The 26935-nt window shown below is 73.4% G+C and carries 20 protein-coding genes; 3 read left to right on the forward strand and 17 right to left on the reverse strand.

The window, feature by feature from the left end; translation table 11 throughout:
* Positions 1-52: 52 nt before the first annotated feature.
* From AXF14_RS11160 to hisF, 7 genes are all read right to left on the reverse strand, one after another.
* Positions 53-1513 (reverse strand): glutamate synthase subunit beta, encoded by a 1461-nt coding sequence (locus AXF14_RS11160; protein ID WP_067943248.1) that lies wholly within the window; start codon positions 1511-1513, stop codon positions 53-55.
* Entirely contained in the window at positions 1506-6077 is a 4572-nt protein-coding gene (gene gltB, locus AXF14_RS11165; protein WP_067943249.1) for a glutamate synthase large subunit, read from the reverse strand. The genes AXF14_RS11160 and gltB overlap by 8 nt, the downstream gene beginning before the upstream one ends.
* A gap of 94 nt (positions 6078-6171) precedes the next feature.
* Positions 6172-7098 (reverse strand): prolipoprotein diacylglyceryl transferase, encoded by a 927-nt coding sequence (lgt, locus tag AXF14_RS11170; RefSeq protein ID WP_236755609.1) that lies wholly within the window; start codon positions 7096-7098, stop codon positions 6172-6174.
* Complete coding sequence (locus AXF14_RS11175) at positions 7099-7923, reverse strand: indole-3-glycerol phosphate synthase TrpC (protein WP_236755612.1); 825 nt, start codon at positions 7921-7923, stop codon at positions 7099-7101. It abuts the gene before it with no gap.
* 207 nt (positions 7924-8130) lie between these two features.
* Complete coding sequence (locus AXF14_RS11180; protein ID WP_067943253.1) at positions 8131-10146, reverse strand: OPT family oligopeptide transporter; 2016 nt, start codon at positions 10144-10146, stop codon at positions 8131-8133.
* A gap of 156 nt (positions 10147-10302) precedes the next feature.
* Positions 10303-10713, reverse strand: a complete 411-nt coding sequence (gene hisI / locus AXF14_RS11185) for a phosphoribosyl-AMP cyclohydrolase (RefSeq protein WP_236755619.1) — start codon at positions 10711-10713, stop codon at positions 10303-10305.
* 99 nt (positions 10714-10812) lie between these two features.
* Positions 10813-11583 (reverse strand): imidazole glycerol phosphate synthase subunit HisF, encoded by a 771-nt coding sequence (hisF, locus tag AXF14_RS11190; RefSeq protein WP_067943256.1) that lies wholly within the window; start codon positions 11581-11583, stop codon positions 10813-10815.
* Positions 11584-11682: 99 nt separating this feature from the next.
* On the opposite strand from hisF, the gene AXF14_RS11195 reads away from it, so the two are divergent.
* Positions 11683-12270, forward strand: coding sequence for a nucleoside/nucleotide kinase family protein (locus AXF14_RS11195; RefSeq protein WP_067943258.1), 588 nt, complete (start codon positions 11683-11685; stop codon positions 12268-12270).
* A 12-nt stretch (positions 12271-12282) separates the two neighbouring features.
* On the opposite strand, the gene AXF14_RS11200 is transcribed toward AXF14_RS11195, so the two are convergent.
* From AXF14_RS11200 to AXF14_RS11225, 6 genes are all read right to left on the reverse strand, one after another.
* The gene (locus AXF14_RS11200; RefSeq protein WP_067943260.1) at positions 12283-13554 is read right to left on the reverse strand and encodes a hypothetical protein; all 1272 of its coding nucleotides are present in this window, start codon (positions 13552-13554) and stop codon (positions 12283-12285) included.
* A gap of 85 nt (positions 13555-13639) precedes the next feature.
* The gene (pafA, locus tag AXF14_RS11205) at positions 13640-15091 is read right to left on the reverse strand and encodes a Pup--protein ligase (protein WP_067943261.1); all 1452 of its coding nucleotides are present in this window, start codon (positions 15089-15091) and stop codon (positions 13640-13642) included.
* Position 15092: 1 nt separating this feature from the next.
* On the reverse strand, positions 15093-15278 hold the full coding sequence (locus AXF14_RS11210; protein ID WP_067943263.1) for a ubiquitin-like protein Pup: 186 nt from the start codon (positions 15276-15278) through the stop codon (positions 15093-15095).
* A 4-nt stretch (positions 15279-15282) separates the two neighbouring features.
* Complete coding sequence (locus tag AXF14_RS11215; protein ID WP_067943265.1) at positions 15283-17172, reverse strand: proteasome accessory factor PafA2 family protein; 1890 nt, start codon at positions 17170-17172, stop codon at positions 15283-15285.
* Complete coding sequence (arc, locus tag AXF14_RS11220; RefSeq protein WP_067943267.1) at positions 17169-19061, reverse strand: proteasome ATPase; 1893 nt, start codon at positions 19059-19061, stop codon at positions 17169-17171. Before arc ends, AXF14_RS11215 begins: the two co-directional genes overlap by 4 nt.
* The gene (locus tag AXF14_RS11225; RefSeq protein ID WP_417862791.1) at positions 19054-20106 is read right to left on the reverse strand and encodes a tRNA (adenine-N1)-methyltransferase; all 1053 of its coding nucleotides are present in this window, start codon (positions 20104-20106) and stop codon (positions 19054-19056) included. Before AXF14_RS11225 ends, arc begins: the two co-directional genes overlap by 8 nt.
* 185 nt (positions 20107-20291) lie before the next feature.
* Between AXF14_RS11225 and AXF14_RS11230 the strand changes: the two genes are divergently transcribed.
* Positions 20292-20762 carry a hypothetical protein gene (locus tag AXF14_RS11230; protein ID WP_067943269.1) on the forward strand — a complete coding sequence of 157 codons (471 nt, stop codon included), beginning with the start codon at positions 20292-20294 and terminating at the stop codon, positions 20760-20762.
* A gap of 290 nt (positions 20763-21052) precedes the next feature.
* On the opposite strand, the gene AXF14_RS11235 is transcribed toward AXF14_RS11230, so the two are convergent.
* Positions 21053-21910, reverse strand: a complete 858-nt coding sequence (locus tag AXF14_RS11235) for a class I SAM-dependent methyltransferase (protein ID WP_067943272.1) — start codon at positions 21908-21910, stop codon at positions 21053-21055.
* 50 nt (positions 21911-21960) lie between these two features.
* On the opposite strand from AXF14_RS11235, the gene AXF14_RS11240 reads away from it, so the two are divergent.
* The gene (locus tag AXF14_RS11240; protein ID WP_067943274.1) at positions 21961-22671 is read left to right on the forward strand and encodes a GNAT family N-acetyltransferase; all 711 of its coding nucleotides are present in this window, start codon (positions 21961-21963) and stop codon (positions 22669-22671) included.
* Between the two features lie 195 nt (positions 22672-22866).
* Here the strand turns inward: AXF14_RS11240 and AXF14_RS11245 are convergent, their stop codons facing one another.
* The 3 genes from AXF14_RS11245 to AXF14_RS11255 form a co-directional block, all read right to left on the reverse strand.
* Positions 22867-23124 carry a Txe/YoeB family addiction module toxin gene (locus AXF14_RS11245; protein ID WP_067943275.1) on the reverse strand — a complete coding sequence of 86 codons (258 nt, stop codon included), beginning with the start codon at positions 23122-23124 and terminating at the stop codon, positions 22867-22869.
* 105 nt (positions 23125-23229) lie between these two features.
* Positions 23230-24897, reverse strand: coding sequence for an ATP-binding cassette domain-containing protein (locus AXF14_RS11250; RefSeq protein ID WP_067943277.1), 1668 nt, complete (start codon positions 24895-24897; stop codon positions 23230-23232).
* Positions 24894-26459 carry an ATP-binding cassette domain-containing protein gene (locus tag AXF14_RS11255; protein WP_067943279.1) on the reverse strand — a complete coding sequence of 522 codons (1566 nt, stop codon included), beginning with the start codon at positions 26457-26459 and terminating at the stop codon, positions 24894-24896. The genes AXF14_RS11250 and AXF14_RS11255 overlap by 4 nt, the downstream gene beginning before the upstream one ends.
* Positions 26460-26935: the final 476 nt, after the last annotated feature.

Below are 26935 nucleotides of genomic sequence, written 5' to 3' on the forward strand. Positions count from 1 at the left end.
ACGGCGCGGCGGTGGCGCGGGTCGGGAGGGGACGCCTCCCGACCCGGCGGCATCACGGCTGGTAGGAGACCTCGGTCGGGGTGATCGGGCTCGGCAGCTCGGTGGTCCCCCGCAGGTAGCGGTCGACGCTCGCGGCTGCCGAGCGGCCCTCCGCGATGGCCCACACGATGAGGCTCTGGCCGCGGCCGGAGTCGCCGGCGACGAAGACGCCGGGCACGCCCGCGTTCCAGTCCTCATCGCGCTCGATGCGGCCGCGGGCGTCCAGGGTGAGGCCGAGCTGCTCGACGAGGCCGGTCTCGGGGACGCCGGTGAAGCCCATGGCCAGGAGGACGAGCTGAGCCGGGATGACCCGCTCGGTGCCCTCGACGGGGACGGGGCGGCCGCCCTCGAAGGCGACCTCGGTGATGCGCAGCGAGCCGACGCGGCCCTCTCCGTCGTCGAGCATCTCCACGGTCGAGGTGGCCCAGACGCGCTCGCCGCCCTCCTCGTGAGCCGAGGCGACCTTGAACAGGCGCGGGTAGGTCGGCCACGGCTGGTTGGCGGGGCGCTCAGCCGGCGGGGCGGGCATGATCTCGATGGAGGTCACGGACCTGGCGCCCTGGCGGATGGCGGTGCCGAGGCAGTCGGCGCCGGTGTCGCCGCCGCCGATGATGATGACGTCCTTGCCCTCGGCGGAGATGGGCGTCGGGCCCTCGCCGTGGACCTCGCGGGTCGCGGCGGTGAGGTAGTCGAGCGCCTGGTAGGTGCCCTCCAGGTCGCGGCCCGGCACGCGCAGGTCGCGGCGCTTGGGGGTGCCCATGGCGAGCACGACGGCGTCGAAGGACTCGAGCAGCTCCTGGCCGCTCAGCTCGCCGCCGACGACCACCGAGCTGCGGAAGCGGGTTCCCTCGGCCTCCATCTGGGCGAGGCGGCGGTCGAGGACGGACTTCTCGAGCTTGAACTCGGGGATGCCGTAGCGCAGGAGGCCGCCGGGCTTGTCGTCCTTCTCGAAGACGGCGACGGTGTGCCCGGCGCGGGTCAGCTGCTGGGCGGCGGCGAGACCCGCGGGGCCGGAGCCGATGACGGCGACGGTCGAGCCGGTGAGGAAGGCGGGGACCTGCGGCCTGATGAGGTCCTCGTCGAAGCCGGCGTCGGCGATCGAGTGCTCGATGTTCTTGATGGTGATGGCCGGCTGGTTGATGCCGAGCGTGCACGCGTACTCGCAGGGCGCCGGGCACAGCCGCCCGGTGAAGTCCGGGAAGTTGTTCGTGGCGTGGAGGCGCTCGACGGCGCCGGCGGTGTCGCCCTTCCAGGTGAGGTCGTTCCACTCGGGGATGAGGTTCCCGAGCGGGCAGCCCTGGTGGCAGAAGGGGATGCCGCAGTTCATGCAGCGCGAGGCCTGGCGGCGCAGCTGGGCCTCGTCCTGCGTCCTGCGGTCCTCGACCTCCTTGAAGTCGAGGATGCGGACGTCGACGGCACGGTACTTCGGCAGCTCGCGCTCGGTGATCTTCAGGAAGCCGCGGGGGTCAGCCACGGGACACCTCCAGGATGCTGTCCCACACGGTGGGGTCGGACGGGGTCAGGCCGGACGCCGCGGCGTCGGCGAGGATGCGGCGGACGGCCGCGTACTGGCGCGGGAGGACGCGCGTGAAGCGCGACCGGAGCTGATCGGGGTCGTCCAGCAGGCGCTGCGCGACGGCGGAGCCGGTCTCCTCGACGTGCTCGCGCAGGACGGTCGTGAGGACGTCGACGTCGGAGTCGTCGAGCTCGGAGAGCTCGATGGCGCCGGAGGACAGGACCTCGGCGTTCATCTTGGCGCGGTCGAGGTCGAGGACGTAGCCGGTGCCACCGGACATGCCCGCGGCGACGTTGCGGCCGGTGGCGCCGAGGATGACGGCGGTGCCTCCGGTCATGTACTCCAGGGCGTGGTCGCCCGCGCCCTCGGCCACCAGCGTGGCGCCGGAGTTGCGGACGGCGAAGCGCTCGCCGACGCGGCCGCGGATGAAGAGCTCGCCCGCGATGGCGCCGTAGCCGATGACGTTGCCGGCGATGACCTGCTCCTCGGCGACGAAGGACGCGTCCTTGGAGGGGTGGACGGCGACGCGTCCGCCGCACAGGGACTTTCCGACGTAGTCGTTGGCGTCGCCGGTGAGGCGGATCGTCACGCCGTGCGGCAGGAAGGCGCCGAGGGACTGGCCGGCGGAGCCGGAGAGGTTGATCTCGACGGTGCCGTCCGCGAGGCCCTCGTCGCCGTACTTCTTGGCGATCTCGTGACCGAGCATCGTGCCCACCGTGCGGTCCGTGTTCTGGATCGGCTGCGTGATGGAGACGTGCTCGCCCTTGGACAGGGCCGGGGCCGCCAGCTTGATGAGCGTGCGGTCGAGGACGGACTCGAGGCCGTGCTCCTGGCCCTTGACGTGGTGGAGCGAGGAGCCGGGGCTCGGCTGCGCCATCGTGAGGACGGGGCTGAGGTCGAGGCCCTCGGACTTCCAGTGGGAGACGGCCTTCTCGGTGTCGAGCAGGTCGGCGCGGCCCACTGCCTCCTCGATGGAGCGCAGGCCCAGGCTGGCGAGGATCTCGCGGACCTCCTCGGCGATGTACCGGAAGAAGGTCACGATGAACTCGGGGCGGCCCGAGAAGCGCTGACGCAGGACCGGGTTCTGCGTGGCGACGCCGACCGGGCAGGTGTCGAGGTGGCACTTGCGCATCATGATGCAGCCGGAGACCACGAGCGCCGTCGTCGCGAAGCCGAACTCCTCGGCGCCGAGCAGTGCCGCGATGACGACGTCGCGGCCGGTCTTGAGCTGGCCGTCGCACTGGACGACGATGCGGTCGCGCAGGTCGTTGAGGACGAGCGTCTGCTGGGCCTCGGCGAGTCCGATCTCCCACGGGGCGCCCGCGTGCTTGACGCTCGTGAGCGGGGCCGCGCCGGTGCCGCCGTCGAAGCCCGAGATGAGCACGACGTCCGCCTTGGCCTTGGACACGCCCGCGGCGACCGTGCCGACGCCGATCTCGGAGACGAGCTTGACGTGGACGCGGGCCTCCTCGTTGGCGTTCTTGAGGTCGCTGATGAGCTGGGCGAGGTCCTCGATGGAGTAGATGTCGTGGTGGGGCGGCGGGGAGACGAGGCCGACGCCCGGGGTGGACCGGCGGACCTCGGCGACCCACGGGTAGACCTTGTGGGCCGGGAGCTGACCGCCCTCGCCCGGCTTGGCGCCCTGGGCCATCTTGATCTGGATGTCCTCGGCGAAGGTGAGGTACTCGGCGGTGACGCCGAAGCGGCCGGAGGCGACCTGCTTGATCTTGGAGCAGCGCTCGGGGTCGTGGAGTCGCTCGCGCGACTCGCCGCCCTCACCGGTGTTGGACTTCCCGCCGAGGCGGTTCATCGCGATGGCGAGGGTCTCGTGGGCCTCGCGGGAGATGGAGCCGTAGCTCATGGCGCCGGTCGCGAAGCGCTTGACGATCTCCTCGACGCTCTCGACCTCCTCCAGCGGCACGGGCTCGACGTCCTCGGTGCGCATGCGCATGAGGCCGCGCAGCGTCATGAGCTGCTCGGACTGGTCGTTGATCTCGTCGGTGTAGCGGCGGAAGACCTCGCGCTGCTCGGTGCGCGTCGCGTACTGGAGGCGGGAGATCGTCGCGGGGTTGAAGAGGTGGTCCTCGCCCTCGCGGCGCCACTGGTAGTCGCCGCCCGTCTGCAGCGTGCGGTGGGCCGGGGAGATGCCCGACGGCGGGTAGGCCTGGAGATGACGGGCCAGGACCTCCTCGGCGATGACGTCGAGGCCGATGCCGCCCAGCGGCGTGGGCGTGCCCGTGAAGTACTCGTCGACGAGCTCCTGGGACAGGCCCACGGCCTGGAAGACCTGGGCACCGCGGTAGGAGGCGACGGTGGAGATCCCCATCTTGGACATGACCTTGAGGACGCCGTGGCCGAGGGCGTGGACGAGGTTCTCGACGGCCTTGTCCGGCTCGACCTTGATGGCGCCCGAGCGGGCGAGGTCCTCGACGGACTCCATGGCGAGGTACGGGCACACGGCGGCGGCGCCGTAGCCGATGAGGAGGGCGACGTGGTGGACCTCGCGGACGTCGCCGGCCTCGACGACGAGCCCGACCTGGGTGCGCGTGTGCTTGCGCAGGAGGTGGTGGTGGACGGCGCTCGTGAGGAGCAGCGAGGGGATGGGGGCCATCTCCGCCGTCGACTCGCGGTCCGACAGGATGACGAAGCTCGTACCGGCCTCGGCGGCGGCGTCGACCTCGGCGAAGATCTCCTCGAGGCGCTCGCGCAGGGCGGCCTCTCCCCCGCTGACGCGGAACAGGCCCTTGATCTTCGTGGCGGTGAAGCCCTTGGCGGCCTTGGCGCGCCCGATGTGGGTGAGCTGGGCGAGCTGGTCCGAGGTGAGGACCGGGAAGGGGATGACGAGCTTGCGCGCGTGCTCCGGGACGTCCGCGAGGAAGTTCGGCTCGGGGCCGATCGCGGCGGACATCGAGGTGACGAGCTCCTCGCGGTAGGAGTCCAGCGGCGGGTTCGTCACCTGGGCGAAGAGCTGTGTGAAGTAGTCGAAGACGAGGCGCGGGCGGCTGGAGAGCACCGCGATGGGGGTGTCGGTTCCCATGGATCCGATCGCCTCGGCGCCGCCCACGGCCATCGGGGTCAGGAGCGTGGAGAGCTCCTCGTGGGTGTAGCCGAAGGTCTGCTGGCGGCGCAGGACGGAGGAGGCGGAGTGGCCGACGTGCTCGCGGGCCGGGAGGTCCTCGAGGCGGACCATGTTCTCGGCGAGCCACTCGTCGTAGGGGGCCTCGGCGGCGAGACCGGACTTGATCTCGGCGTCGGGGACGATGCGGCCCGAGTCGAGGTCGACGAGGAACATGGTCCCCGGCTCGAGGCGCCCGCGGGCGGCGATGTTGGACTCATCGATGGGCAGGACACCGGTCTCGGAGGCGAGGACCACGGTGCCGTCCTTCGTGGCGGTCCAGCGGCCGGGGCGCAGGCCGTTGCGGTCCATGACGGCGCCGACCTGGCGGCCGTCGGTGAAGACCATGGCGGCTGGCCCGTCCCATGGCTCGACGATGTTGGCGCTGTACTCGTAGAAGGCGCGGACCCTGGGGTCCATCGTCGTGTTCTTCTCCCAGGCCTCGGGCACGAGCATGGCCATGGCGTGGGGCATGGAGCGGCCGGCGAGGGTGAGGAGCTCGAAGACCTCGTCGAAGGAGGCGGAGTCGGAGCCGCCCTGGGTGCACACCGGCAGGAGGGGCTCGAGGTCGCCGAGGAGCTCGGAGCTCATGAGGCCCTCGCGGGCGGCCATCCAGTTGCGGTTGCCGCGCACCGTGTTGATCTCGCCGTTGTGGGCGATCATGCGGAAGGGCTGGGCGAGGGGCCACGACGGGAAGGTGTTCGTGGAGAAGCGCGAGTGGACGAGCGCCACGCGGGTGGCGACGCGCTCGTCGGTGAGGTCCGGGAAGAAAGGGGCGAGCTGCTCGGTGGTGAGCATGCCCTTGTAGACGAGCGTCCTGGAGGACAGGGAGGCCATGTAGACGCCGGCCTCCTTCTGAGCGCGGCGGCGCAGGCGGTAGGCGAGGCGGTCGAGGGCGACGCCGCTGGCGCGTCCGGCCCGGTCGGTGACGACGAGGTGGCGGAACTCCGGCATGGCGCCGCGGGCGGTGGGGCCGATCATGGAGTCGTCGGTGGGGACGTCGCGCCAGCCGACGACGCGCAGGCCCTCCTCGCGCGCGAGGCGCTCGATGGCGGCGACGGCCTGGGAGCGGGCCTGGGCGCCCTCGTGCGGGCCGGGGAGGAAGACGAGACCGACGGCGTAGGCGCCGGCCTTGGGCAGGGAGGCGACCTCCTCGCGGAAGAAGGCGTCCGGCACGGCCATGAGGATGCCGGCGCCGTCGCCGGTGTTCTCCTCGGCGCCGACGGCGCCGCGGTGGTCGAGGCGGGCGAGGACGTGGAGGGCGTCGGAGACGACGGAGTGGGCGGGGGCGCCGTCGAGGCGCGCCACGAAGCCCATGCCGCAGGCGTCGTGCTCATGGACGGGGTCGTAGAGGCCCTGCCTCTGGGGTGCCGCCGTGCCGGCGGCGGACTGAGCGGTCTGCTGCATGGAGCGCGTCCTCTCTCGGTGGGTCGGCGCCCGCGCTCGTGACCGAGATGCGGGACAACCGTGTCTCGTCAGAGCCGACGCTCCCAGCGACGGGTTACGCCTCTATTTCATGATCGGCGCGTTGCGAATCCGCGGGTGCATCGGTGCCATCGCCATTATCCCGCCTGATCGTGTCAGGTGCGTGTCGGTGTGTGGCCACCAGGTAGCCCGCCAGACCCGTCAGGAAGACGATGAGCGAGGTCCAGTCGTTGAGACGCAGTCCGAGGATCCGCTGCGCGTCGTCGATCCGGAGGGCCTCGATCCAGCCGCGGCCGAGCGTGTAGACCATGAGGTACGCCCAGATGAGGCGGCCGCCGGTGGCGCCGTCGCGCCGTCGCAGACGGCGGTCGAGCCACAGGAGGAAGGCCGCCCCCGCGAGGTTCCAGAGGAGCTCGTAGAGGAAGGTCGGGTGGAAGAGCGTCCCGGCCGCGTAGCCGTCCGGCAGGTGCGCGGTGTCGATCTCGAGGCCCCAGGGAAGGGTGGTGGGACGTCCGAAGAGCTCCTGGTTGAAGTAGTTGCCGAGCCGGCCCACGGCCTGCGCGATGAGGAGGGCCGGGGCGACGGCGTCGGCCATGGGGGCGAGCCTGAGCCCGCGGTGGTGCAGGAGCCAGGCGCCGGAGGCGACGCCGAAGGCCACGCCTCCCCAGATGCCCAGTCCGCCGTGCCAGACCTGCGGGATGAGGGCGAGGTCGCCGTCGGGGCCGAAGTAGGCGTCCGGGGAGGTGATGACGTGGTAGAGACGGGCGCCGACGATCCCGACGGGCACGGCGAGGATGGCGATGTCGAGGGCGACGTCCTGGTCGCCGCCGCGGGCCCGGTAGCGGCGGTCGGTGAGCCACACGGCGATGAAGACGCCGGTGAGGATGCACAGGGCGTAGGCGCGGATCGGGATCGGCCCGACGTACCAGACGCCCCGGGACGGGCTCGGGATCGCGGCCGGCAGGCTCGCCAGCCCCTCCAGAACGGTGGTGGCGGCGTGCACTCAGAGGGCCTCTCGGTGGGTGGAGTTGAGCAGGGCGGGGTGCGAGCCGGCGGCGACGAGCTCGGCGACCATCTGCTGGGGGTCGGCGGAGCGGATGACGGCCTCCCCCACGAGGACGACGTCGGCGCCGGCGCGGGCGTAGGCCATGACGTCGTGGGGGCCGGCGACCCCGCCCTCGGCGACGCGGATGGTGGCGGTGGGCAGCACCTCGGCGACCTGCTCGAAGAGGGAGCGGTCGACCTCGAGGGTGTCGGGGTCGCGGGCGTCGACGGCGACGCAGCGGGCCCCGGCCTCGACGGCCGAGAGCGCCTCGCGGCGGGAGTGGGCCTCGACGACGGCGAGCATGCCGAGGGAGTGGGTGCGCTCGATGAGGGACTCCAGGACGAGCGCCTCGAGGCGGGCGTCGAGGGTGAGCATGTCGGCGCCGTGGGCGCGGGCCTCGTGCACCTGGTAGGGGGTGACGACAACGTCGTTGACGAGGACGGGGACCTCGACGGCGGTCCGCACGGCGTCGAGGTCCGCGAGGGCGCCGTGGGAGCGGGTGGGCTCGGTGACGACGGAGACGCTCGCCGCTCCCCCGGCCTCGTAGAAGCGGGCGAGGACGGCGGGGTCGCCGACGCCGGAGAGGTCGGCGAAGGTGGCGGTGGCGCGCTTGACCTCGGCGATGACGGAGACGGCACGGCCCGGCTGGCGCAGGACGGCGGCGGCGTCGACGGCTCCGGGGGCGAGACGGACGGCCTCGCGGAGGTCCTCGAGGGGGACGCGCTCCTGCCGGAGGGCGACCTCGGCGCGCGAGGCGTCGGCGAGCTCGTCGAAGCGGATCACGCGCCACCACCTTTCCGAGGCGAGCCGGTCGGTCATCGGTCGGCGGCCCGCCGTGTGCGGGCGCCGGCACGGTCCCGTGCTGCCTCGCGCGGGCGGTCGTGCGGGTCTCATGGTCTACGCCGCCGTGTTACGGGGCAAATCCGCCCGGGCGCCGGACCCCTCCACGGGGTCCGGTACCCGGGCCGGTGGCGGGTGCGAGGAGGCGGGTCAGTCGCGCTCGCCCTCGCGGCGCGCGAGCCGGTAGAGGGCGACGAGCATGACCACGAAGACGAGGACGCCGAGGCCGGTCCCGGGGCCGGACCACCAGTCCGGCATGACGACGAGTGGCGCCTCGTTCCCCGTGGCGCCGACGATCGCGGCGAAGACGACGCCCCACAGGGACTCGCCGACGATGAGTCCGGTCGCCATGAGGGTGCCCATGCGCATGACGCGCTCGGGGTGTGCGGAGCGCTCGGCTGCACGGTTGTGGATGACGCCGAGGATGGCGCCGAGCGGGATGAGGACCGTGACCGCGCTGGGCAGGTACATGCCCATGCCGACGGCGATGGCCGGGAGCGACATGCGCTGGGTCGTCCTGGTGAGGACCTCGTCGATGATGATGACGACGACGCCGATGAGGGCGCCGAGCCCCAGCAGGCCCCAGTTGATCGAGCCGCCGAAGACGCCGGTGACGAGGGAGGAGATGAGGCTCGCCTGCGGGGCGGCGAGCGCGTTCTCCCCCGCGCCGGGGGCGCCAGCGAAGCCGAAGGCGGTCTGCATGAGGTCGAGGACGGGCGGGATGACGATCGCGCCGAAGAGGACGCCGATGAGGAGAGCGACCTGCTGCTTCCAGGGGGTGGAGTCGACGAGCTGGCCCGTCTTGAGGTCCTGGAGGTTGTCGTTGGAGATCGTCGCGATGCCGAAGACGACGGCCGCGGTGAACAGCGTGTAGGCGACGAGCGAGGTCGTCTGGGAGTCGCTGGAGGCGCCGAAGACGAGCTTGACGACGAGCGCGGCGAGGATCGCGACCAGGATGCCGACGCCGGAGATCGGCGAGTTGGACGCGCCGATGAGACCGGCCATGTAGCCGCACACCGAGGCGACGGCGAGGCCGGTGAGGAGGATGAACGCGATCGAGACGAGGACGAGGCCGAGCGCGGAGGAGGCGATCGCGGTGCCGTGGACGAACAGCCACAGGAGGGCCCCGATCGGGAGCATGCAGGCGAGCGTCGTGATGACGACCACGCGCATGGACAGGTCCTGCTCGGTGACGGGCAGCTCCTCGCCCTTGCCGCGGCGGGCGGAGGCGGCGAGGGACTCGCGGATGCCGGAGACGATGGGCCCGAGGATCTTGATGAAGGTCCACACGGCGGCGATGGCGATGGTGCCGGCGCCGACGAAGCGGACGTCCGAGGCGAAGGTCGTCGAGACGAGGTCGGAGAGGTCGGTGCCGCTCAGGCCCGCGGCGTGGCCGGAGGTGCGCAGCGGCAGGAGGATCCCGTAGGAGATGCCGAGGCCCACGAGCATGGCGACGCCGACGCCGAGGCCGACGAGGTGGCCGACGCCGATGAGGGCGAGCGACAGCGAGGTGCCCAGCGTGGTGGCGCCCGCGCCGAGGCGGAAGGTGGACGAGACCTCGGTGCCGATGGCCTTGAGGGCGTTGAGCACGACGTAGCCGGCCGAGCAGAGGCCGCCCCAGATGATGACGCGCAGGCCGCGGGCGGACTCCTCGGCGCCCTCGTGGGTGTCGCCGACCTTGAGGACCTCGGCCCCGGCGACGCCCTCGGGGTACGGGAGGTCGGAGTGGGTGACGAGGGCGCGGCGCAGCGGGATGGAGTACATGACGCCGAGGACGCCGCCCAGGGCGATGACGGCGACGGTCGTCCAGTACGGGAAGCCGTTCCACCAGCCGACGATGATGAGGCCGGGCAGGATGAAGATGATGGCGGAGAGCGTCCCGGCCGCCGAGGCGATCGTCTGGACGATGTTGTTCTCCTGGACCGTGTGGTCCTTGAAGCGGCGCAGGACCGCCATGGAGATGACGGCGGCGGGGATCGACGTGGCGAAGGTGAGGCCGACCTTGAGGCCGAGGTAGACGTTCGCGGCCGTGAAGACGATCGTGATGACGCCGCCGATGAGGACGCCGCGGAGAGTGAGCTCCTTGACGGCGCCGCGGCCGGCGGCGGGGGCCGCGGCCGCGGGTCCGGTGGTGCCGGGGCCCGCCGGGGTGGCTGATGAGGACATGGTGCGCTCTCAGGTAGTGGGTGGAGTGACGCGTCCGGATACTCGTGGGACCCGGGCAAGCAGATCGCACCGTAGCACCAGCGGTCGGGACGTCCGCGTCCACCGCCTGGGACGACGTCGTCGCCGACCGCCGCGGGCACGACGTCGCGGACCGCCTCAGGCCCGGGCGCGCAGCTCCTCGGGGCGCTCGCCGACGGTGGCCCCGAGGTCGCCGCCGGCCTCGAAGCAGGAGCGGGCGCCGGTGTGGCACGCTGCGCCGACCTGGTCGACCTCGATGAGGAGGGCGTCGCCGTCGCAGTCGAGGGAGACGGCCTTGACGAACTGGTAGTGACCGGAGGTGTCGCCCTTGCGCCAGTACTCCTGGCGCGAGCGGGACCAGAAGGTGACGCGACCCTCGGTGAGGGTGCGGCGCAGGGCCTCGTCGTTCATCCAGCCGACCATGAGGACCTCGCGGCTGTCGTGCTGCTGGACGACGGCGGCGACGAGCCCCCTGGGGTCGCGCTTGAGCCGGACGGCGAGCTCTGCGGGCAGCGGGGAGTCGGCGGGAGTGGTCTCAGTGGTGGTCACGGGCGGGGATTGTGCCACGGCCCGTCAGCCGGGGCCGGACGGGTCCGAGGAGACGCCGGCGACGGTCGGCGGGAAGACCCAGGTGACGAGGCCGGGGGCTCAGCGGACGGGATGGCCGGCGGCGCGCAGGGCTTCCTTGGCCTCCCCGATGGTGAGGGTCCCGTAGTGGAAGACGCTCGCGGCGAGGACGGCGTCCGCGCCGTGGCCGGCGGCGGCGGCGAAGTCGGCGGGCCTGCCGGCGCCGCCGGAGGCGATGAGGGGGACGTCGACGCGGGAACGGACGTCGTCGATCATCTCGAGGTCGAAGCCGCCGGTGACGCCGTCGGCGTCCATGGAGTTGAGGAGGATCTCGCCGGCGCCGAGGCCCGCGGCGCGGACCGCCCACTCGACGGCGTCGATGCCGGTGGAGCGCGAGCCGCCGTGGGTGGTGACCTCGTAGCCGGAGGGGGTGGTGACGCCCTCCGGGCAGCGCCGGGCGTCGACGGACAGGACGATGACCTGGTTGCCGAAGCGGGTGGCGACCTCGGTGAGGAGCTCGGGGCGGGCGATGGCGGCGGTGTTGATGCCGACCTTGTCAGCGCCGGCGCGCAGGAGGGCGTCGACGTCGTCGACGCTGCGGACGCCGCCGCCGACGGTGAGGGGGACGAAGACCTGCTCGGCGGTCGAGGCGACGACGTCGAGCATGGTGGCGCGGCCCTCGGAGGAGGCGGAGACGTCGAGGAAGGTGATCTCGTCAGCGCCCTCGGCGTCGTAGCGCTTGGCGAGCTCGACGGGGTCGCCGGCGTCGCGCAGGCCCTGGAAGTTGACACCCTTGACGACGCGCCCGTCCTTGACGTCGAGACAGGGGATGACGCGGACGGCGACGCTCATGGGGGCTCCTGGTGTCGGGAGGGTGCGGCTGCACGGGGAGAGTAGCGCGGGTGCCCGTGACGGCGCCGTGTCGTCCGCGTGCGCCGGTAGCCTGCGGGAGTGATCGTCCTGTCCCCCGCCCTCGCGCCGCGCCGCCTCGCCGGATGGGCGGAGGCGCCGTCGCCGAGGGGCTCGCGCGGCCGGGTCCTCGTGCTCGACGGGCTCACGGGCTCGGGGAAGTCCTCGCTCGCCGCCGAGGTCCTGCGCCGTGCGCCGGGTGCCCGTCTCCTCGCCGTCGAGGAGCACGTGCCCGGGTGGGACGGCCTGGCCGAGGGCGTCCGACGCTGCGGAGACGCTCTCACCGAGCTCGACGCCGGCCGGCCGCGGTGCCTGGTCACCTGGGACTGGGAGGCCGGCGCGCCCGGAGCCCCGCGCGAGGTCGGGCCCCTCGCGGGCGGCTGCCTCGTGCTCGAGGGCTGCGGGGCCCTCGCCGCCGCAGCCCGCCCCATCCCGCACCTCGAGGTCCTCCGGGTGCTCGTCACCGCTCCCACTGCCCTGCGCCTGGCCCGCATCGCCGCTCGCGACGACTACGACTGGGACGTCGAGGCCTGGCAGGCCCAGGAGCGCGAGGCGTCGCGGACGTGGCGTGCGGCGGCGAACGGGAGGCGCCCGGGCTGGGCGCCGGACGTCGTCGTGCGCGAGGGCTGAGCGGAGCCCCGCTCAGCGACCCGTGGGGCTCGGTGACGTGCTCGCGGTCCTGCTCCGGGGAGCGGACGGCCCGGCGCTCGTGCCGGCGACCGGCCGGGGCGTCACGACGACGACCGAGTCCGCCGTCGGTGCGCTCGTCACCTGGCCGCTCGGTGTGGCTGTCGCCGCGGGCAGCTGGTCGTCGTCGGCGACCCCGAGGACGTCGATGACGACGGTGACGGGCACGTCGCCACGGGCCTGGTCCGCCGTGAGGCGCAGGAGGACGCGCGAGCCGACGGGGACGTCGACGAGGGAGCGGGCGACTCCGGCCAGCGTGCTGCGCATGTCGATGACGCCGGGGACGACCGTGTCGCCGTATGTCGAGGAGCGCAGGCGCCCGTCCCAGCCGATCGAGGCGTAGCGCGCGATGACGCGGTCCCTGGCGGTGACCTGCCGGCCGGTGCCCTCGATGAGGGTGGAGGCGGTCGAGGAGCTCGGCGCCTTCGTGCCGGAGACGTCGATGCTCATGACGCCGCCGGCGTCGACGGAGACCTTCGGGGCGCCCGCGGGAGCGTCGCGCTCCTCGCCCTGGGAGAGCGCGGGGAGCACGTCGACGACGGTGATCTCCGTGGAGGCGGAGCCGTCGGTGGAGACGGCGGGGGCGCGCAGGACGACGCGGGAGCCCTCGGTGGTGCCGTCGAGCGCCTGGGCGAGGTCCGTCCCGAGGCCCTTCTCCTCGAGGAGGCCCCGGTACAGGCGCGTACCGGCCTCGGTGCCGGTCGTGTTCTCGCCGGTGAGCCCCGAGAAAGTGGCCACCGAGAGCAGGACGGCGTCGCCCGTGGCGATCCTCCGGCCCGAGCCCTCGGTGAGGACGTCGCTGCGAACCGCCGTCGCGGCGGTGAGAGGGCCGTGCAGGGCGACGACGGGCACGGCGCCGACGCGGCCGACGACGGTCAGCACGTCCTCGAGAGGTCCGTCCGCGGACACCGGGGTGGGCGTGGCGCTCGCCGTCGCCGTGGCGCCGGCTCCGTCGGCGGCCGATCCCCCGTGGAGGCCGGCGAGGCCGACGGGCACGAGGACGATGGCGACGGCGGCCAGGACGGCGAGCCCGACGGCGATGCGGCCGTGCGGGCGGGGACGGCCGAGGGCGCGGCCGAGGGCGCGCTGGGCGCCGGTGACCGGGGCGGGCTCCGTCGGCTGCGGACCGGGCGTGCCGACCTGCCGCGCGGCCGTCGGGGTGCCGGCGTCCGCGTCGGCGGGGTGCGCGTCGTCGTGCGCCTCGGGCGGGGTGTCGGGAGTGCTCATGGGTGGGTGGAGTATCGCAGAGGGGTACGGGGCCGCGGGCGCGTTCCCGCGTCCCCCCCTGGGGAGGGAGGCGGCCCGGCCGTGCTCAGACGCCGGTGGGAAGCTCGCTGCTGAAGCCCTCGAGGGGCTCCTCCATGTGGGCGAGGAGCTCGTCGACGCGCTCGTCCTGGGTGGCGAAGGGGTTGCGCAGGGCGATGGCCGGGGTGCGGCCGTCGTCGAGCTTGAGGTTGACCCAGTCGGCGGTGAGGTCGCGGCGCAGGTCCTCGGCGCGGGCGATGACGGTGCCGCGCAGGTGGGCGCGGGTCGTGGCCGGCGGCGTCGTGATCGCCGCGCGGGCGGCGTCGTCGTCGACGAAGCGGCGCAGGAGGCCCGCTCCCTCGAGCTTGAGGCGCAGACCGTCGGTCGGGCTGACGTCGTGGTAGGCGAGGGCCAGGCGGGCGATGCGCGGGTCGTCCAGGCCGACACCGGCGCGCTCGGCGTAGCGGGTGAGGAGCTGGTGCTTCGCGGCCCAGTCGAGCTCGGTGGCGACGTCCTGCGGGCGACCGGCGCGCACGGCGTCGAGACCCCGCTCCCACAGGTCGAGGGCCTGGCGCTGGAGCGCGGTGAGGTCCATGGCGGCGGTGTGGGCGCGGACGCGCGCGAGGTGCTCGGTCTGCAGGTCGAGCGGGGTGATGGTGCGGCCGTCGGCGAGCTCGAGCGGCACGGTGCCGGTGAGGTCGTGGCAGGTGTCCCGGATGGCCCGCATCGGGTTGGCGAGCGTGAGGTCGGCCAGGGAGCCGCCCTCCTCGAGGTAGTCCAGGAGCAGGTCCATGACGCCGACCTTGAGGAGCGTGGATCCCTGGGCGATGTTGGAGTCTCCGACGATGACGTGCATGCGGCGGTAGAGCTCGGCGTCGGCGTGGGGCTCGTCGCGCGTGTTGATGAGCGGGCGGGAGCGGGTGGTCGCCGAGGAGACGGCGTCCTCCATCTGGTCGGCGCGCTGGGAGAAGACGAAGCGGGCGGGGCTGCCGGCCGGGGCGCCGGGCTCGGGCGGGAGGACGTGCCCGGCGCCGACGAGGACCTGCCGGGTCACCAGGTGCGGCACGAGGGTGCGGGCGTCGTTCCAGAAGTCGCCGCGGCGGCGCACGAGGTAGTTCTCGTGGCAGCCGAAGCCGGTGCCCTCGGCGTCGAGGTTGTTCTTGAGGAGGTGGATGCGGCCGGGGACGTCCTTGGCGGCGAGGCGCTCGTTGGCGGTGACGGCGAGGTCGGCCATGGTGAGCTCGCCGGCGCGGTCCTGGGCGAGGAGGTCCTCGAGGCGGTCGCACTCGGCGGTGGCGAACTCGGGGTGGGAGCCGACGTCGAGGTAGAGGCGGGCGCCTGCGCGGGTGAAGACGTTGGAGGTGCGGCCGCGCTCGACGACGGGGGCGAAGAGCTCGCGGGCGGCGTGGTCGGCGTCGAGCGGGGGCACGCCGCCGGTGGTGGAGGCGCAGGTGAGGCCGTACTCGGTCTCGACGCCGAAGATGCGGCGGGCGGGCGTCCTCCCCTGCGCGTCGGTCACCTCACTCGCCGCCCTTCTGGACGAAGCCCTGGACGAAGGCCGCGGCGTTGGTCTCCAGGACGGAGTCGATCTCGTCGAGGATGTCGTCGACGCCGGAGACCTGGGTCTGTCCCGCGGTGCTGGTGGCGAGGGAGTCCTCGCCCTCCGACGGGCCGCCGGTGGGCTGGATCTGGGAGTTCACGCTCATGGTCTCAGTCTCTCTCAGGGTGGGTGGTGGTCGTGACGGCGTCCCGGATCGCGGTGAGGAGGGCGCGGGCGCCGTCGTCGTCGAGGAGGACGTCCTCGGGCAGGGCGAGTCGCAGCAGACCGGGCCGGGTGGGGACGTCGAGGACGAGGCTCGTCCAGGAGGCGCCGACGACCTGCGGGACGGTGGCGACCGCCTCGCCGCGCAGGCGCGCGCGGGTGCCGTGCGGGGCGGCGTCGGCGGCGGCCTCGATGGCGGCGTCGGTGGTGAGTCGGCGGGTGCGGCCGGCGGCGATGACCTTCTCGGCCAGTCCCTGACCGGGGCGCAGGTCGGCCCACTGGATGTCGAGGGCGGCCAGCCGGGGGTCGTCCCAGGCCAGGTTCCCGCGGGCCCGCAGGCCCTCGCAGAGCTGCAGCTTGGCGAGCCACTCGACGTCGCGGGCGGCGGTCGTGGTGGCCTCGGCGAGAGCGGCAGCGTCATCGGAGGCGGCCGCGGCCGCGTAGGCCTCGAGCTCGGTGAGGACCTCGCCCCACAGGGCGAGCGCCTCGGCGGTCTCCGACCCGGCGTGGTCGGCGTCGGCGCCGCCGAGCTCGTCGGCGAGCGCCCCCGTGATCGTGCTGAGGTGGGCGCGCTGGATCGCGAGGGCGGTCATGGGACCGGACTCGGTGGCCAGCTCGTAGGAGAGCGTCGTGTCGTGGGAGAGCGCCCAGAGCTCCTCGACCGGGTCCTTCGAGAGGCGCAGTCCGGCGAGCGCGCCGAGGCCCTCGCCGCGGTCGTGGGCGCGCTCCAGGAACCACAGCAGGAGGTCGGCCGTGGCGACCTTGAGGTAGATGGGGACCTCGAAGCGGTTGGCGTCGCCGTTGATGACGTGGAGCCGGCGGTAGCGCTCGGCGTCGGCGTGCGGCTCGTCGCGGGTGTTGACGATGGGCCGGTTGAATGTGGTCTGGAGGCCGATGTCGTTCTCGACGTAGTCGGAGCGCTGGGCGACCTGGAAGCCGGCCTGCTCGCTGCGCTGACCAATGCCGACGCGTCCCGCGCCCACGAGGACCGGGCGGGTGACGAGGAAGGGGATGAGGGCGGCGGCGAGGACGTCGAAGTCGAGGTCGCGGCGCACGAGGAGGTTCTCGTGGGAGCCGTAGGCGGCGCCCTTGCCGTCGACGTTGTTCTTGTAGAGGACGACCTCGTCGGCGACGGTTCCGCCCTCCCCGGCGGCGAGCGCCCGCATGGCGCGGCGGGCGACGACCTCGCCGGCGCGGTCCCAGGTGACGGCGTCGCGCGGGGTGAGGACCTCGGGGCTGGAGTACTCGGGGTGGGCGTGGTCGACGTAGAGGCGGGCGCCGTTGGGCAGGACGGCGGTGGTGGCTCGCGGGAGGGCTGCCTCGGCCTCGCTGGGGCGGGGGCGGGTGCCCCAGGGCGCGGGCGGCAGGGCGGCGCCGCTGTCGGCCACTGGGCGGGCCGAGCCCGCCGGGCTGCCGTCGGCGGGGACGCCTGAGGCCGTGTCGGCGGGGGTATCGAGCGCGGGGGCGGCGGCGGGCGCGTCGCCGGAGGGCGCCGGACGCGTCGGGTCGTCGGTGAGCTGGCTCGGGTGCGCGGCCGCGCGGTCGAGGCGCCCGCCGCGCAGGTCCGCCAGCGGGTCCTCCCCCTCGTAGTCCCAGCGCACGGCGGGCGCGGACGCTCCCTCGGCGCCGACGAGGCCGCCGCGCGAGACGGCCCCGTAGGCCTGGACGACGCGGCTCGCCATGGCGACCGGGTTGGCGTAGGGGTTGCCGGGCTGGAGGACGCCGAACTCGGTCTCGAGGCCGACGGGCCGGGTGACCGGGCCGAAGGCGGCGCCCGGCGTCGTGGCGGGCTGCTCCCCCGCCGTCGTCGGTGCTTCTGCCGGACGCGTCGTGCTCATGCGCGCTCCTCCTCAGTCGTGGGCCTCGCGCCCGCCGTCGGCCCGGTCCCCGTGCCGGCGATGAGGCGCCGGACGGATCGGATCGCCTCGCCCCGGTGCCCGATGACCCGCGACCAGCCGTCGGGGTTCGCGGCGCCGGTGATCTCCTCGTTCTGGCGGGCCTCGACGTCGACCGCCGCCAGCAGGCGCGCCGTCGACAGGCCCCCAGGGCCACCCAAGAGCTCGTCCTTGATGGCGGCCGTCTTCGCGCGCGAGACGATCGCGGCGAGCATGGCGCCCGAGACGAGGTCCGCGAGGTGCAGCGTCTCGTGCGCCGCGGTGACGTAGGTGATCTCCAGGACGGCGCGCTCCGGGCTGCGGGCGTAGAGGGACGCCACGGCGGCGCGGCGCATCGCCTCGGCCGCCGCCTCGCGGTCGCCGTCGTGGGCGGCGAGCTCGGCCGGGTCGAGCGGGAGGTCCGCCGTGAGGTGCTTGGCGAGGATCTCCAGGGCGCCGTCGGCGTCGGGGCGGTCGACGCGGATCTTCGCGTCGAGGCGCCCGGGCCGCAGGATCGCGGGGTCGATCATGTCCTCGCGGTTCGAGGCGCCGATGATGACGACGTTGCGCAGGGATTCGACGCCATCGATCTCGGCGAGGACCTGCGGGACGATCATCGTCTCGACGTCGGAGGACACGCCGGTGCCGCGAGTGCGGAAGAGCGCCTCCATCTCGTCGAAGAAGATGACGACGGGGCGGTCCTCGGCGGCGACCTTGCGGGCCTGCTCGAAGATGGCGCGGATCTGGCGCTCGGTCTCGCCGACGAACTTGCTGAGGAGCTCCGGGCCCTTGATGTTGAGGAAGGCGGCGGAGCGGGGCTGGGCGCCGTCCCCGGTCGCCGAGGCGGCCAGCGAGGAGGCGACCGCCTTGGCGATGAGGGTCTTGCCGCAGCCGGGCGGGCCGTACAGGAGCATGCCCTTGGGGGCGCGCAGGCCGTAGGAGCGGTAGAGCTCGGGGTGGGTGAAGGGCAGCTCGAGGGCGTCGCGGATCTCCTCGATCTGCGGGCCGAGGCCGCCGATGTCCTCCCAGGACACGTCCGGGGTCTCGGTGACGACGAGCTGCTCGACGCTCGTGCGCTCGACGAGCGCGGTGGCGACGTTGGCGCGCAGGTCCGCGGTGAGGGTGTCGCCCGGCTGGAGGGCGTCGACGCCGATCGTGCCGGCCAGGGTGACGACACGGGTCGCGCCGGCGCCGGTGGTGACGAGGGCGCGCACGGGGCGCTGGCGGGTGAGCGGGTCGATGGCGGCGGCAGGTGCGGGCTCGTCGGATGCTGCCTCGGCGCTGTCGGGGAGGATCTCGTCGAGGGTGACGGCCTCGCCCGTGTCCGAGGGAGGGAGTGCGTCGACGACGAGCATCTGGTCGTTGACGGCGAGGAGCTGGCCGACGCTCAGAGCCTCCGCGTCGACGGCGGGGTGCAGACCGAGGCGCATGGGGCGGCCGCCGAGGAGCACGTCGACCTCGCGCGGGCGCGCCACCGGCTCGACGTCGACCTGCGCGCGGGCGTGCGAGGCGGCGTGCTCGTGGGCCTCGTGCCCGCGCTGTCGGGCTTCTCCGGCGTCGGCGTCGTCGGGCCCGCCCAGGCGGATCGCCCCGGCGTGGATGGAGCGCCCGTCCTCGGCGTCGGCGTCGGGGCGGATCGGGGCGTCCGGGATCCCGGTGAGGACGGCAAAGGAGACGGGCGGGAGGGTGACGGCGTCGAGCTGCTCGCCGAGCTCAGCGATGCGCTCGCGGGCGACGGTGAGGGCCTTGACGAGGCGCTCGTTCTTCGAGGCGAGGCTCATGGCCTCCGCGCGCGCCTCGCGCAGCTGGTTGTCGTGGAAGCTGCGGGCGGGGACTCCGAGGGACTCAGGCATCGCGCTCGGCCTCCTTCCGGGGTGTGCCGGGCAGGACCGGGGTGCGGTCCTCGGGCTGCTTGGCGAGGGAGTCGCGCAGGACGCGCTTGACCTTGCGATCCGTGCTCGTGCGCTCCTTGACGTCCTCGGGAGTCCAGTAGCCGCCGTCGTCGTAGGCGCCGCGCGCTGGCGGGCGCTTGCGCGTGAGAGGTCGTGAGCCGGCGGCAAGACGACGGGCGGCGAGCAGGAAGCCGGTGTGCGCGACCATCGTGTGATCGGGTCGCACGGAGAGGCCGTCGACGTTCCAGGTGCGGACCATCGACTCCCAGGACTCCGGCTCGGTGAACAGGCCCGAGTGGCGCAGCGCCTCGACGGTGCGCGAGAGCTGCGTGGTGGTGGCGACGTAGGCGAGGAAGAGGCCACCGGGGACGAGGACGCGGGCGCCCTCCTCGACGTTCTCCCAGGGGGCGAGCATGTCCAGGACGATGCGGTCCACGGAGGCGTCCTCGACGTGGTTCGCCGTGACCTCGGCGAAGTCGCCGGTGCGCAGGTCCCAGGCGGGGTGGTGGCGGCCGAACCAGGAGTCGACGTTGGAGGCGGCGATCTGGGCGAAGTCGGTGCGGCGCTCGATGGAGAGCAGGTGCCCGGTCTCCCCGATGGCGGAGAGGAGGTTCATGGTGAGGGCGCCGGAGCCGACACCGGCCTCGAGGACGCGGGCGCCGGGGAAGATGTCCCCCATCGAGATGACCTGGCCGGAGTCCTTGGCGTAGACGACCTGGGCGCCGCGGGGCATGGACAGGACGTAGTCGGCGAGCAGCGGCCGCAGAAGGAGAAGCTCGTGGCCGGACTCGGTCTGGAGGACGGTGCCTTCGTCGAGGCCGACGACGTCGCGGTGGTGGAAGCTGCCGCGCTGGGACTGGAAGTAGCCCTTGGGGTCGAGCTGGAAGGTGTGCTTGGCGCCCTTGACGTCGGTGACCTGGACGCGCTCGCCGTAGCGGAAAAGGCCACGGCGACCCGCCTGGCCGAGGACCTCCTGGGTGACCATGCGCGGCGGGAGCCTGGGCATGGCCTGCTTGGGGACGAGGACGTCTCGGCTGTCTCCATCGGGATGGGAGGGGCCGGAGGGGATGGGGGTGGTCCCGTCCTCGGGGCGCGCGGGGCTGTGCTCAGTCATCAGTGACGAGTGTAGTGAGGGCGCGCCGGCGGGCCCGGCGGCGTCCGGGTGCCGGTGTGCGCCGCTACGGTCTGCCCATGATCACCGAGCTCGGCGCGCGCCGCGCCACCGGGACCTGCGGGTTCCGCCTCATGCCCGCCGACGACCTCGCCGAAGCACCGTCGTCCGCCGCCGTCTCCGTCATCAGGGAGGCCCTGCTCATGAGCTACACGTGGGTCCACCCCGTCGACGGCGAGCAGGAGGGCGTACTGCTCGTCTCCGGGAAGCCCGAGGACGGGCCGGTCACGGCGACGCTCTTCGACACCTGGCACCAGCACCCCGGCGTCATGACGCTCACCGGCGAGCGCACCCCGGACGGCGGGGCGAGGCTCGAGGCGACCTACCTCGAGGAGTGGGGCTGGCAGGTGGACGTCGCGCTCGGCGAGGCGGAGGCGTCGATGGTCATGCGCAACGTCGTCCCGGAGTCCGCGCTGGGCATGCTGCCCGAGGACGACCCGAGTTCGAAGGCCGAACCGTACGACGCCAGGGTGGCGCGCTGGCGGTTCTAGCGGCGACGTCCCGAGTGGTGGGAATGGTCAGTTCTGGCCACTTCTGGGTGCAGCCCGCCGCGTGCGGGGACGAGATGGTTGAGATCCCGCAGCTGCGCGTTCTGAATCCGCGGCACTCGCGCCAGAATGTGCGAGAACTGACCAGGACTCGTCACTTCAAGACTGAGCCCGTGCACTTCGGATCTGCCAACGGCCTCATCACGCGGATCCCATCGGCGCCCACTGCGCCTGGCGGCCAGAAGTGACGAGTTCTGGACAGTTCAGCGGGTCGGAGCCCGGAAGCGCCCCGCTCACTCCGACCGGTGGGCCCTCACGAGGAGCTGGAGCGGGAGCTGCTCGCGCTGCGCCGGGTCCGAGAAACGCCACGCGCCGTCGTCGGTCGGCTCCATGAGCTCGCTCCAGCGGCACCAGGCGGAGGTGCGCGGCTCGGCGACCTCGTCGATGACGAGGCCAGCCTTGATGAGCGCGGTAAGGATCTCGCCGACGCCATGGTTCCACTGGTGGTTGCGCGTGTGCCGGACCGGCTCCGCGCCGTCGGGGGTCGCGACGTAGGAGCCCTCGTCGTCCCAGGTCATCGGCTCGGCCTGCTGGAAGTAGGGCTCGTGGAGCGTGAGGCCGCCCGAGACGTCGTCGCCGACCGCCATGAACACGGGGTGGTCGTCGCGCAGGTGGAGGCGCCCGCCCGGGCGGAGCATCGAGGCGACGACCTGTGCCCAGGCCTCGATATCCGGCAGCCAGCACAGGACGCCGACGGTCGTGTAGACGAGGTCGAAGTCGCCGGTGACGGCCCCGCGGGCGTCGTAGACGTTGGACTCGACGAGCTCGAGGCGCGCGCCGGCGCGCTCAGCGAGGGACCGCGCCCGGCGCAGGGACTCGCCCGAGAGGTCGACGCCGACGACCCGTCTGGCACCCAGGCGGGTCAGCGACACGGTGTCCGTACCGAGGTGGCACTGGAGGTGGATGACGTCGAGGCCCGTGAGGTCGCCGAGGTAGGGGACGTCGGCGGCGACTTCGTCGGAGATCGCGTCGGGCGCGGTGAGGAGGCGGTCGATGCCGTAGCCGCTGGCCTCGTGGAGGGCGGCGCGGTCGTCCCAGTTGGCGCGGTTGTCGTCGAACCAGCGGGCATCCTGCCCGATCTCGGTGCTCATGGGTTGATCCTCGCAGACGGCGCCCACAATGGCTGCGCGAGGATGCCGCCATGAGCACCCCGCAGCGCGTCAACGAGTACGGCCAGCCCATCGGCGAGGCCCTTCCCGGCTGGACGCCGCGGCCGGTCCCCGAGCAGCGCACCTTCGAGGGCCGCACCTGCTGCCTCGAGCGCCTCGACGCCGACCGTCACGGCGAGGACCTGCTGCGCGCCTTCGCGGACGCGCCCGCGACGCTGTGGACGTACCTGCCCGTCGGTCCCTTCCCGACGCGCGAGGAGCACCTGGCCCTGCTCGCCGAGAACGCGGTGTCGGCGGAGTACCTCCACCACGCCGCCGTCGTCCCCGGGCGCGGCGCCGCCGGCTCACTGTCCCTCATGGACATCAACCCCGCGGTGGGCGGCATCGAGATCGGCTGGGTGTGCTTCTCCCCCCCCCTCCAGCGCACGACGGCCTCGACCGAGGCCCACTACCTGCTCATGCGTCACGCGATGGACGACCTCGGCTACCGGCGCCTGGCCTGGCGCTGCGACCACCTCAACGCGCCGTCCCGCGCGGCCGCGGAGCGCCTCGGCTACACCTTCGAGGGCACCTTCCGGAACGTCACCATCTACAAGGGCCGCACCCGGGACACGGACTGGCTCTCCATCACCGACGCCGAGTGGCCGGCGCTCCGGGAGCGGCTCGAGTCGTGGCTCGCACCGGAGAACTTCGACGACGACGACGTCCAGCGCCGCCCGCTGCGCGCGGTCGAGCGGGACTGACCGTGGCTCTGGAGCGCACCATCGAGCAGGTGCCCGAGGAGCTCCAGGCCGGGGGCGTCTACGTGCGTATGGAGCACGCGCCGTCGAGCAACGCCTGAGCGCTCCACGCCACCAAGCCCACCCCGCCGAGATAGGGACATCCTGACCGCGAGATCGGGACATCCGCACGCTGAGTTCGGCCGGCGCGATGCGAACTCACGGGTAGTGGAAGTGCGCCTGCAGGATGACGAGGTCATCGCCGGCGACGAGGTGAACGAGGCGGTGCTCCTCGGTGATGCAGCGGGACCACGTGCCCGCGAGAACGTGCCCCACTCGCTCCGGCTTGCCGATCCCCGAGGTCGGATCCGGCAGTGCGTCCTCGATGAGTCGGTCGTTGCGTATGAGCGTCTGCCGATCCGCGGTGAGCCAGTAGGTGGAGTCGGCCCAGCCGTACGGTGTGAGGACGAGCCTCATCGCTCGAGGTGGTGGTGCTCGCGCTGTCCTGCACGTGCCTGCACGAGCCCATCGAGGATCCGGGGCTCGGCCGTCTGAGCCACTGACGACGGCGGACGGTGCCCTTCAGAGGCTCCGCTCGGTCAGCCCGGGCAGACGGCTCGGCCGGTCGTCGTGGGAGATGAGGACGGTGATCCAGTCGGCCCGGCTGGCCTCGATCTCGGCGAGGACGCGGGCGGCGGCCTCGGGTGAGAGCCCGTTGAAGGGCTCGTCGAGGACGCGCACTCCCCCGGCACGGCGCAGGTGACGCAGCCAGGCGACGACGTGGCGCTCCCCTCCGGACAGACTCGGTCCGCCCGGCTCGAGCACCTGCGCGGCCAGGCGCCCCATGCTGGCGGCCTCGAGGCCCTCGCGCGCAGTGGCCGCGAGTTCGGCCCGGTCGAGGGCGATGTTCTCGGTGACGGTGCCGGAGAGGAAGGACGGGGCCTGCGGTATGAGGAGCACCTGCCCGGGCGTGAGCCCGCCCGGGAGCCCGTCGATGAGGAGCTCACCGTCGAGGTCCGCGCCGAGCCCGATGAGGGCGCGCACGAGGCTGGTCTTGCCGGTGCCGACGCCGCCGCGCAGCCACAGCACGTCGCCGCGGGCGAGGCCGGCGGTGACCGGCGTCGTCCGCCGTCCGTTGGGCAGGAGGATGGAGACACCCCGAAGCTCGAGCGACCGGATGCTCGCGCCGTCGTCCTCCCTGGGTGAGGCTGCAACGGTGGTGCCGCCAGCGGGGGTGCCGTCGTCGTCGACGACGAGCCAGCCCAGCCGCCGGGAGACGATCTCGCGGGCCTTCCAGGAGCCGAGGGCGGAGGTGACGGACACGAGCGCGGCCTGGACGGGTGCGACGAGGACGGCGGCGCCGACGACGCTGCCGGCGTCCATGAGCCCGTGCGCCGCGAGGACCACCCCGCCGGCCAGGACGATCGTCGAGCCGAGCAGCGGTCCGGTGGTGACGACCTGCTGCTTGGTGGCCCAGTCCCGCAGCGTGCGTCCCGCGGGGCCGGCGGTGAAGGCGTCCCAGTCGGTGCGCACGCGGGCGGCGCCGCGGTGGGCGCGGCCTCGGGCCCAGTACAGGTCGTGGGCGTCGGCGACCTCCTGGATCATGGCGGTGCGGGCCATCGTCTGGCGGCGCATGGCGTCGTCGGCGGCCGAGCCGCGCTTGTTGACGGCGGCGGTGAGCGCGATGGGTAGGGCGACCGCGATGGCGACCAGCAGCAGCGACCAGGGGCTCCAGGCTCCGGCGACGGCTGCGGCCCAGATCCCGATGAGGACGGCGACGGGGGCGCCGACGACGTCGAGGGTGTCGAGGCGGTAGCGGACGAGGTCGATCATGAGGCGGTCGGGGACCTGCCCGGTGCGCAGGAGCGCGGCGCGGGCGGGGCGCAGGCGCAGGTAGCGGTCCAGGAGGGCGAGCTCGTGGTCGTAGGTGTCCGCGAGCAGGACCCGGTTGCGGCCCAGGAGGGCGGCGGGCTCGAGGAGCGCGGAGGCGAGGATGACGAGGACGGCCGGAAGGATCTGGCCGGCGGTGAGCGTGCGGCCGAGCGCGTGCTCGATGAGACCGGCGGTGGTGGTCGCGAGGACGACCTGGATGCCGCGGGAGAGCATCTGGTAGACGCCCTGGAGGACGGAGGAGCGCCACATGGTGCGCCAGTAGTCGCGGCGCAGGACGCGGCGTGCGGTGGGCAGGAGCGGGCTGTCCTCGGCGAGCTCGGTGACCGGAGCCTGGCTGGTGGGGTCGGTGCTGCTCACGCGTCCTCCTCCGGTGGCTCGACGCGGAGCCGGGGAGCGTCCCAGGCGGCGGCGAAGTGCGGGGTGTGCGCGACGGCGAGCACGGCGTCGTCGGAGGCGGTGAGCCACCCGGCGAGGCGGGCGGCGGCGTCGGCGGACAGGTGGGCGTCGGGTTCGTCGAGGAGCAGGAGGCCGCGGGAGGAGCCGATGGCCTCGGCGATGAGGACGGCCTTGCGCTGTCCGCCTGACAGGTCGGCGATGGGCACGGCGGCGATCCGGTCCGCCTCCTCGGTGCCGAGGACCTCGGCGAGGGCGGCCTGGGCGCGCTCGGCGTCGCCGCCGGTGGCGGCGACGTCGTCGAGCAGCTCGGTGGGGGTGAGCGTGAGGGGCGGGTCGTGCTGCCCGAGGTAGCCGGCGCGCAGGTCGGCGGCCGGCAGGGCGGAGGCGACCTCGCCGTGGGTCTCCTCGAGGCCGACGACGCCGCGCAGCATGAGGGACTTTCCCGCCCCGTTGGGTCCGACGACGTGGAGGGACTCCCCCGTTCCCAGCCGCAGCGACGGGACGCGGGAGCGGACGGCACCGCCGGCGCGGACGGTGAGGTCGCGGAGGGCGAGGAGGTCGTCGGAGGGCTGGATGGTCCTCTCGGGTGCGGGGCGGAGGAAGCCGGTGAGGCGGGACTCCTTGCGGCGGTTGACCCACACGTCGGTGAGCGAGTCGGTGCCGGAGGCGACGAGGCTGAAGAAGGAGCGCAGGACGATGACGGCGCCGGCCGCCTCGGTGAGCGCCACGCGGCCGGTCGAGACGAGCCAGAGGACGAGGAGGAGGGAGCCGTACAGGGCGGTGGCCTGGACGAGGTTGGACAGGCCCGACTGGGCGGCGCCGCTGGCCTCGGCGAGGGTGCCGATGCGCAGGTGCTGGTCGTCCAGGCGGCGCACGCGGGCGCGCAGGTAGTCCTGGAGGCGCTCGGTGCGGATGAGGGCGAGGCTCTCGCGGGCCTGGAAGTACTCGGAGTCGATGGCGGCCTCGACGTCGGTCGTGTCCTCGTAGGCGCGTTCGGCCCACCGTTTGACGGCCCAGGCGGGCAGGGTCGTGGCGAGCGAGCCGACGACGGCCCAGGCCAGCGCGTAGGGGCTGATCCGCGCCACCCAGACCAGGGAGATGAGGGCGGCGACGGCGGTGACGGCGAGCTGCGGGAGGGTCTGGACGCGCAGGGTGACGACGTCGGCGAGGTCGTCGACGAGGCGCTCCTTGACCGTACCGGCGGGTGCGGTGCGGGCCAGGCCCAGCATCCGCTCGGCGGCGGTGGTCTGGGCGTCGACGAGCACGTCCTGGCGCAGCCGCTCGGCGCGGGCCTGGGCGAGGACGCTGAGCACGAGGCTGGCGACGACGAGCACGAGGGTGGCCGCCAGGAGCGCCAAGGAGCCGGCGCTGTCGTGGTCCTGCGCGACGGCGACGAGGTGGTCGGAGACGCCCGCGAGGACGAGGGGCGTGCCGGTGGCCAGGGCCGCGAGGGCCGCCGAGGCGGCTCGCGCGCGGCGCGCCGGGGCGCGCGGGACGAGCGTGCGCGCGGCGTCGTCCTCCATGTGCGGGCCTCCCGGGATCGCGCCCGAGGTGGGGAGCCACGGGCGGTTCTGATCCTAGTGACGACGCCCCTCCGGCATGAACGGCGAAGGTCCTCCTCTCCCCCCATCGCGAGATCGGGACATCCTGACCTCGAGATCGGGACATCGTGCTCGCTGCCCCTGCGTTGAGGTCGGTCGTACGGCGCGCTGAGCTCGGTCGCGCTGGCCCCGCCGGCCGCCGTTCCTAGGTAGTTCGCAGGGTCTATGCCGGTGTGCGTCCAGGGTGGGTGGGTTACATAGTTCCTGCCGCCGGACGGAACGGGCAGCGAGGGTTGGGGAACCCAACGACCTGCCGGGTTCCGAGAGTCGGGAGGGTCTTAGGGAGCCCCCCTGGTTCGGTCCGACGAAGGAGGCAGGTTCCTCCCGGGTCTTATGGGAGCCCGGGGAACGCGAATCGCCTCGACGACGAAGGCCCTCGGGCCGGGAGAGACAACCCG

The organism is Actinomyces radicidentis (assembly GCF_001553565.1).
GTDB lineage: Bacteria > Actinomycetota > Actinomycetes > Actinomycetales > Actinomycetaceae > Actinomyces > Actinomyces radicidentis.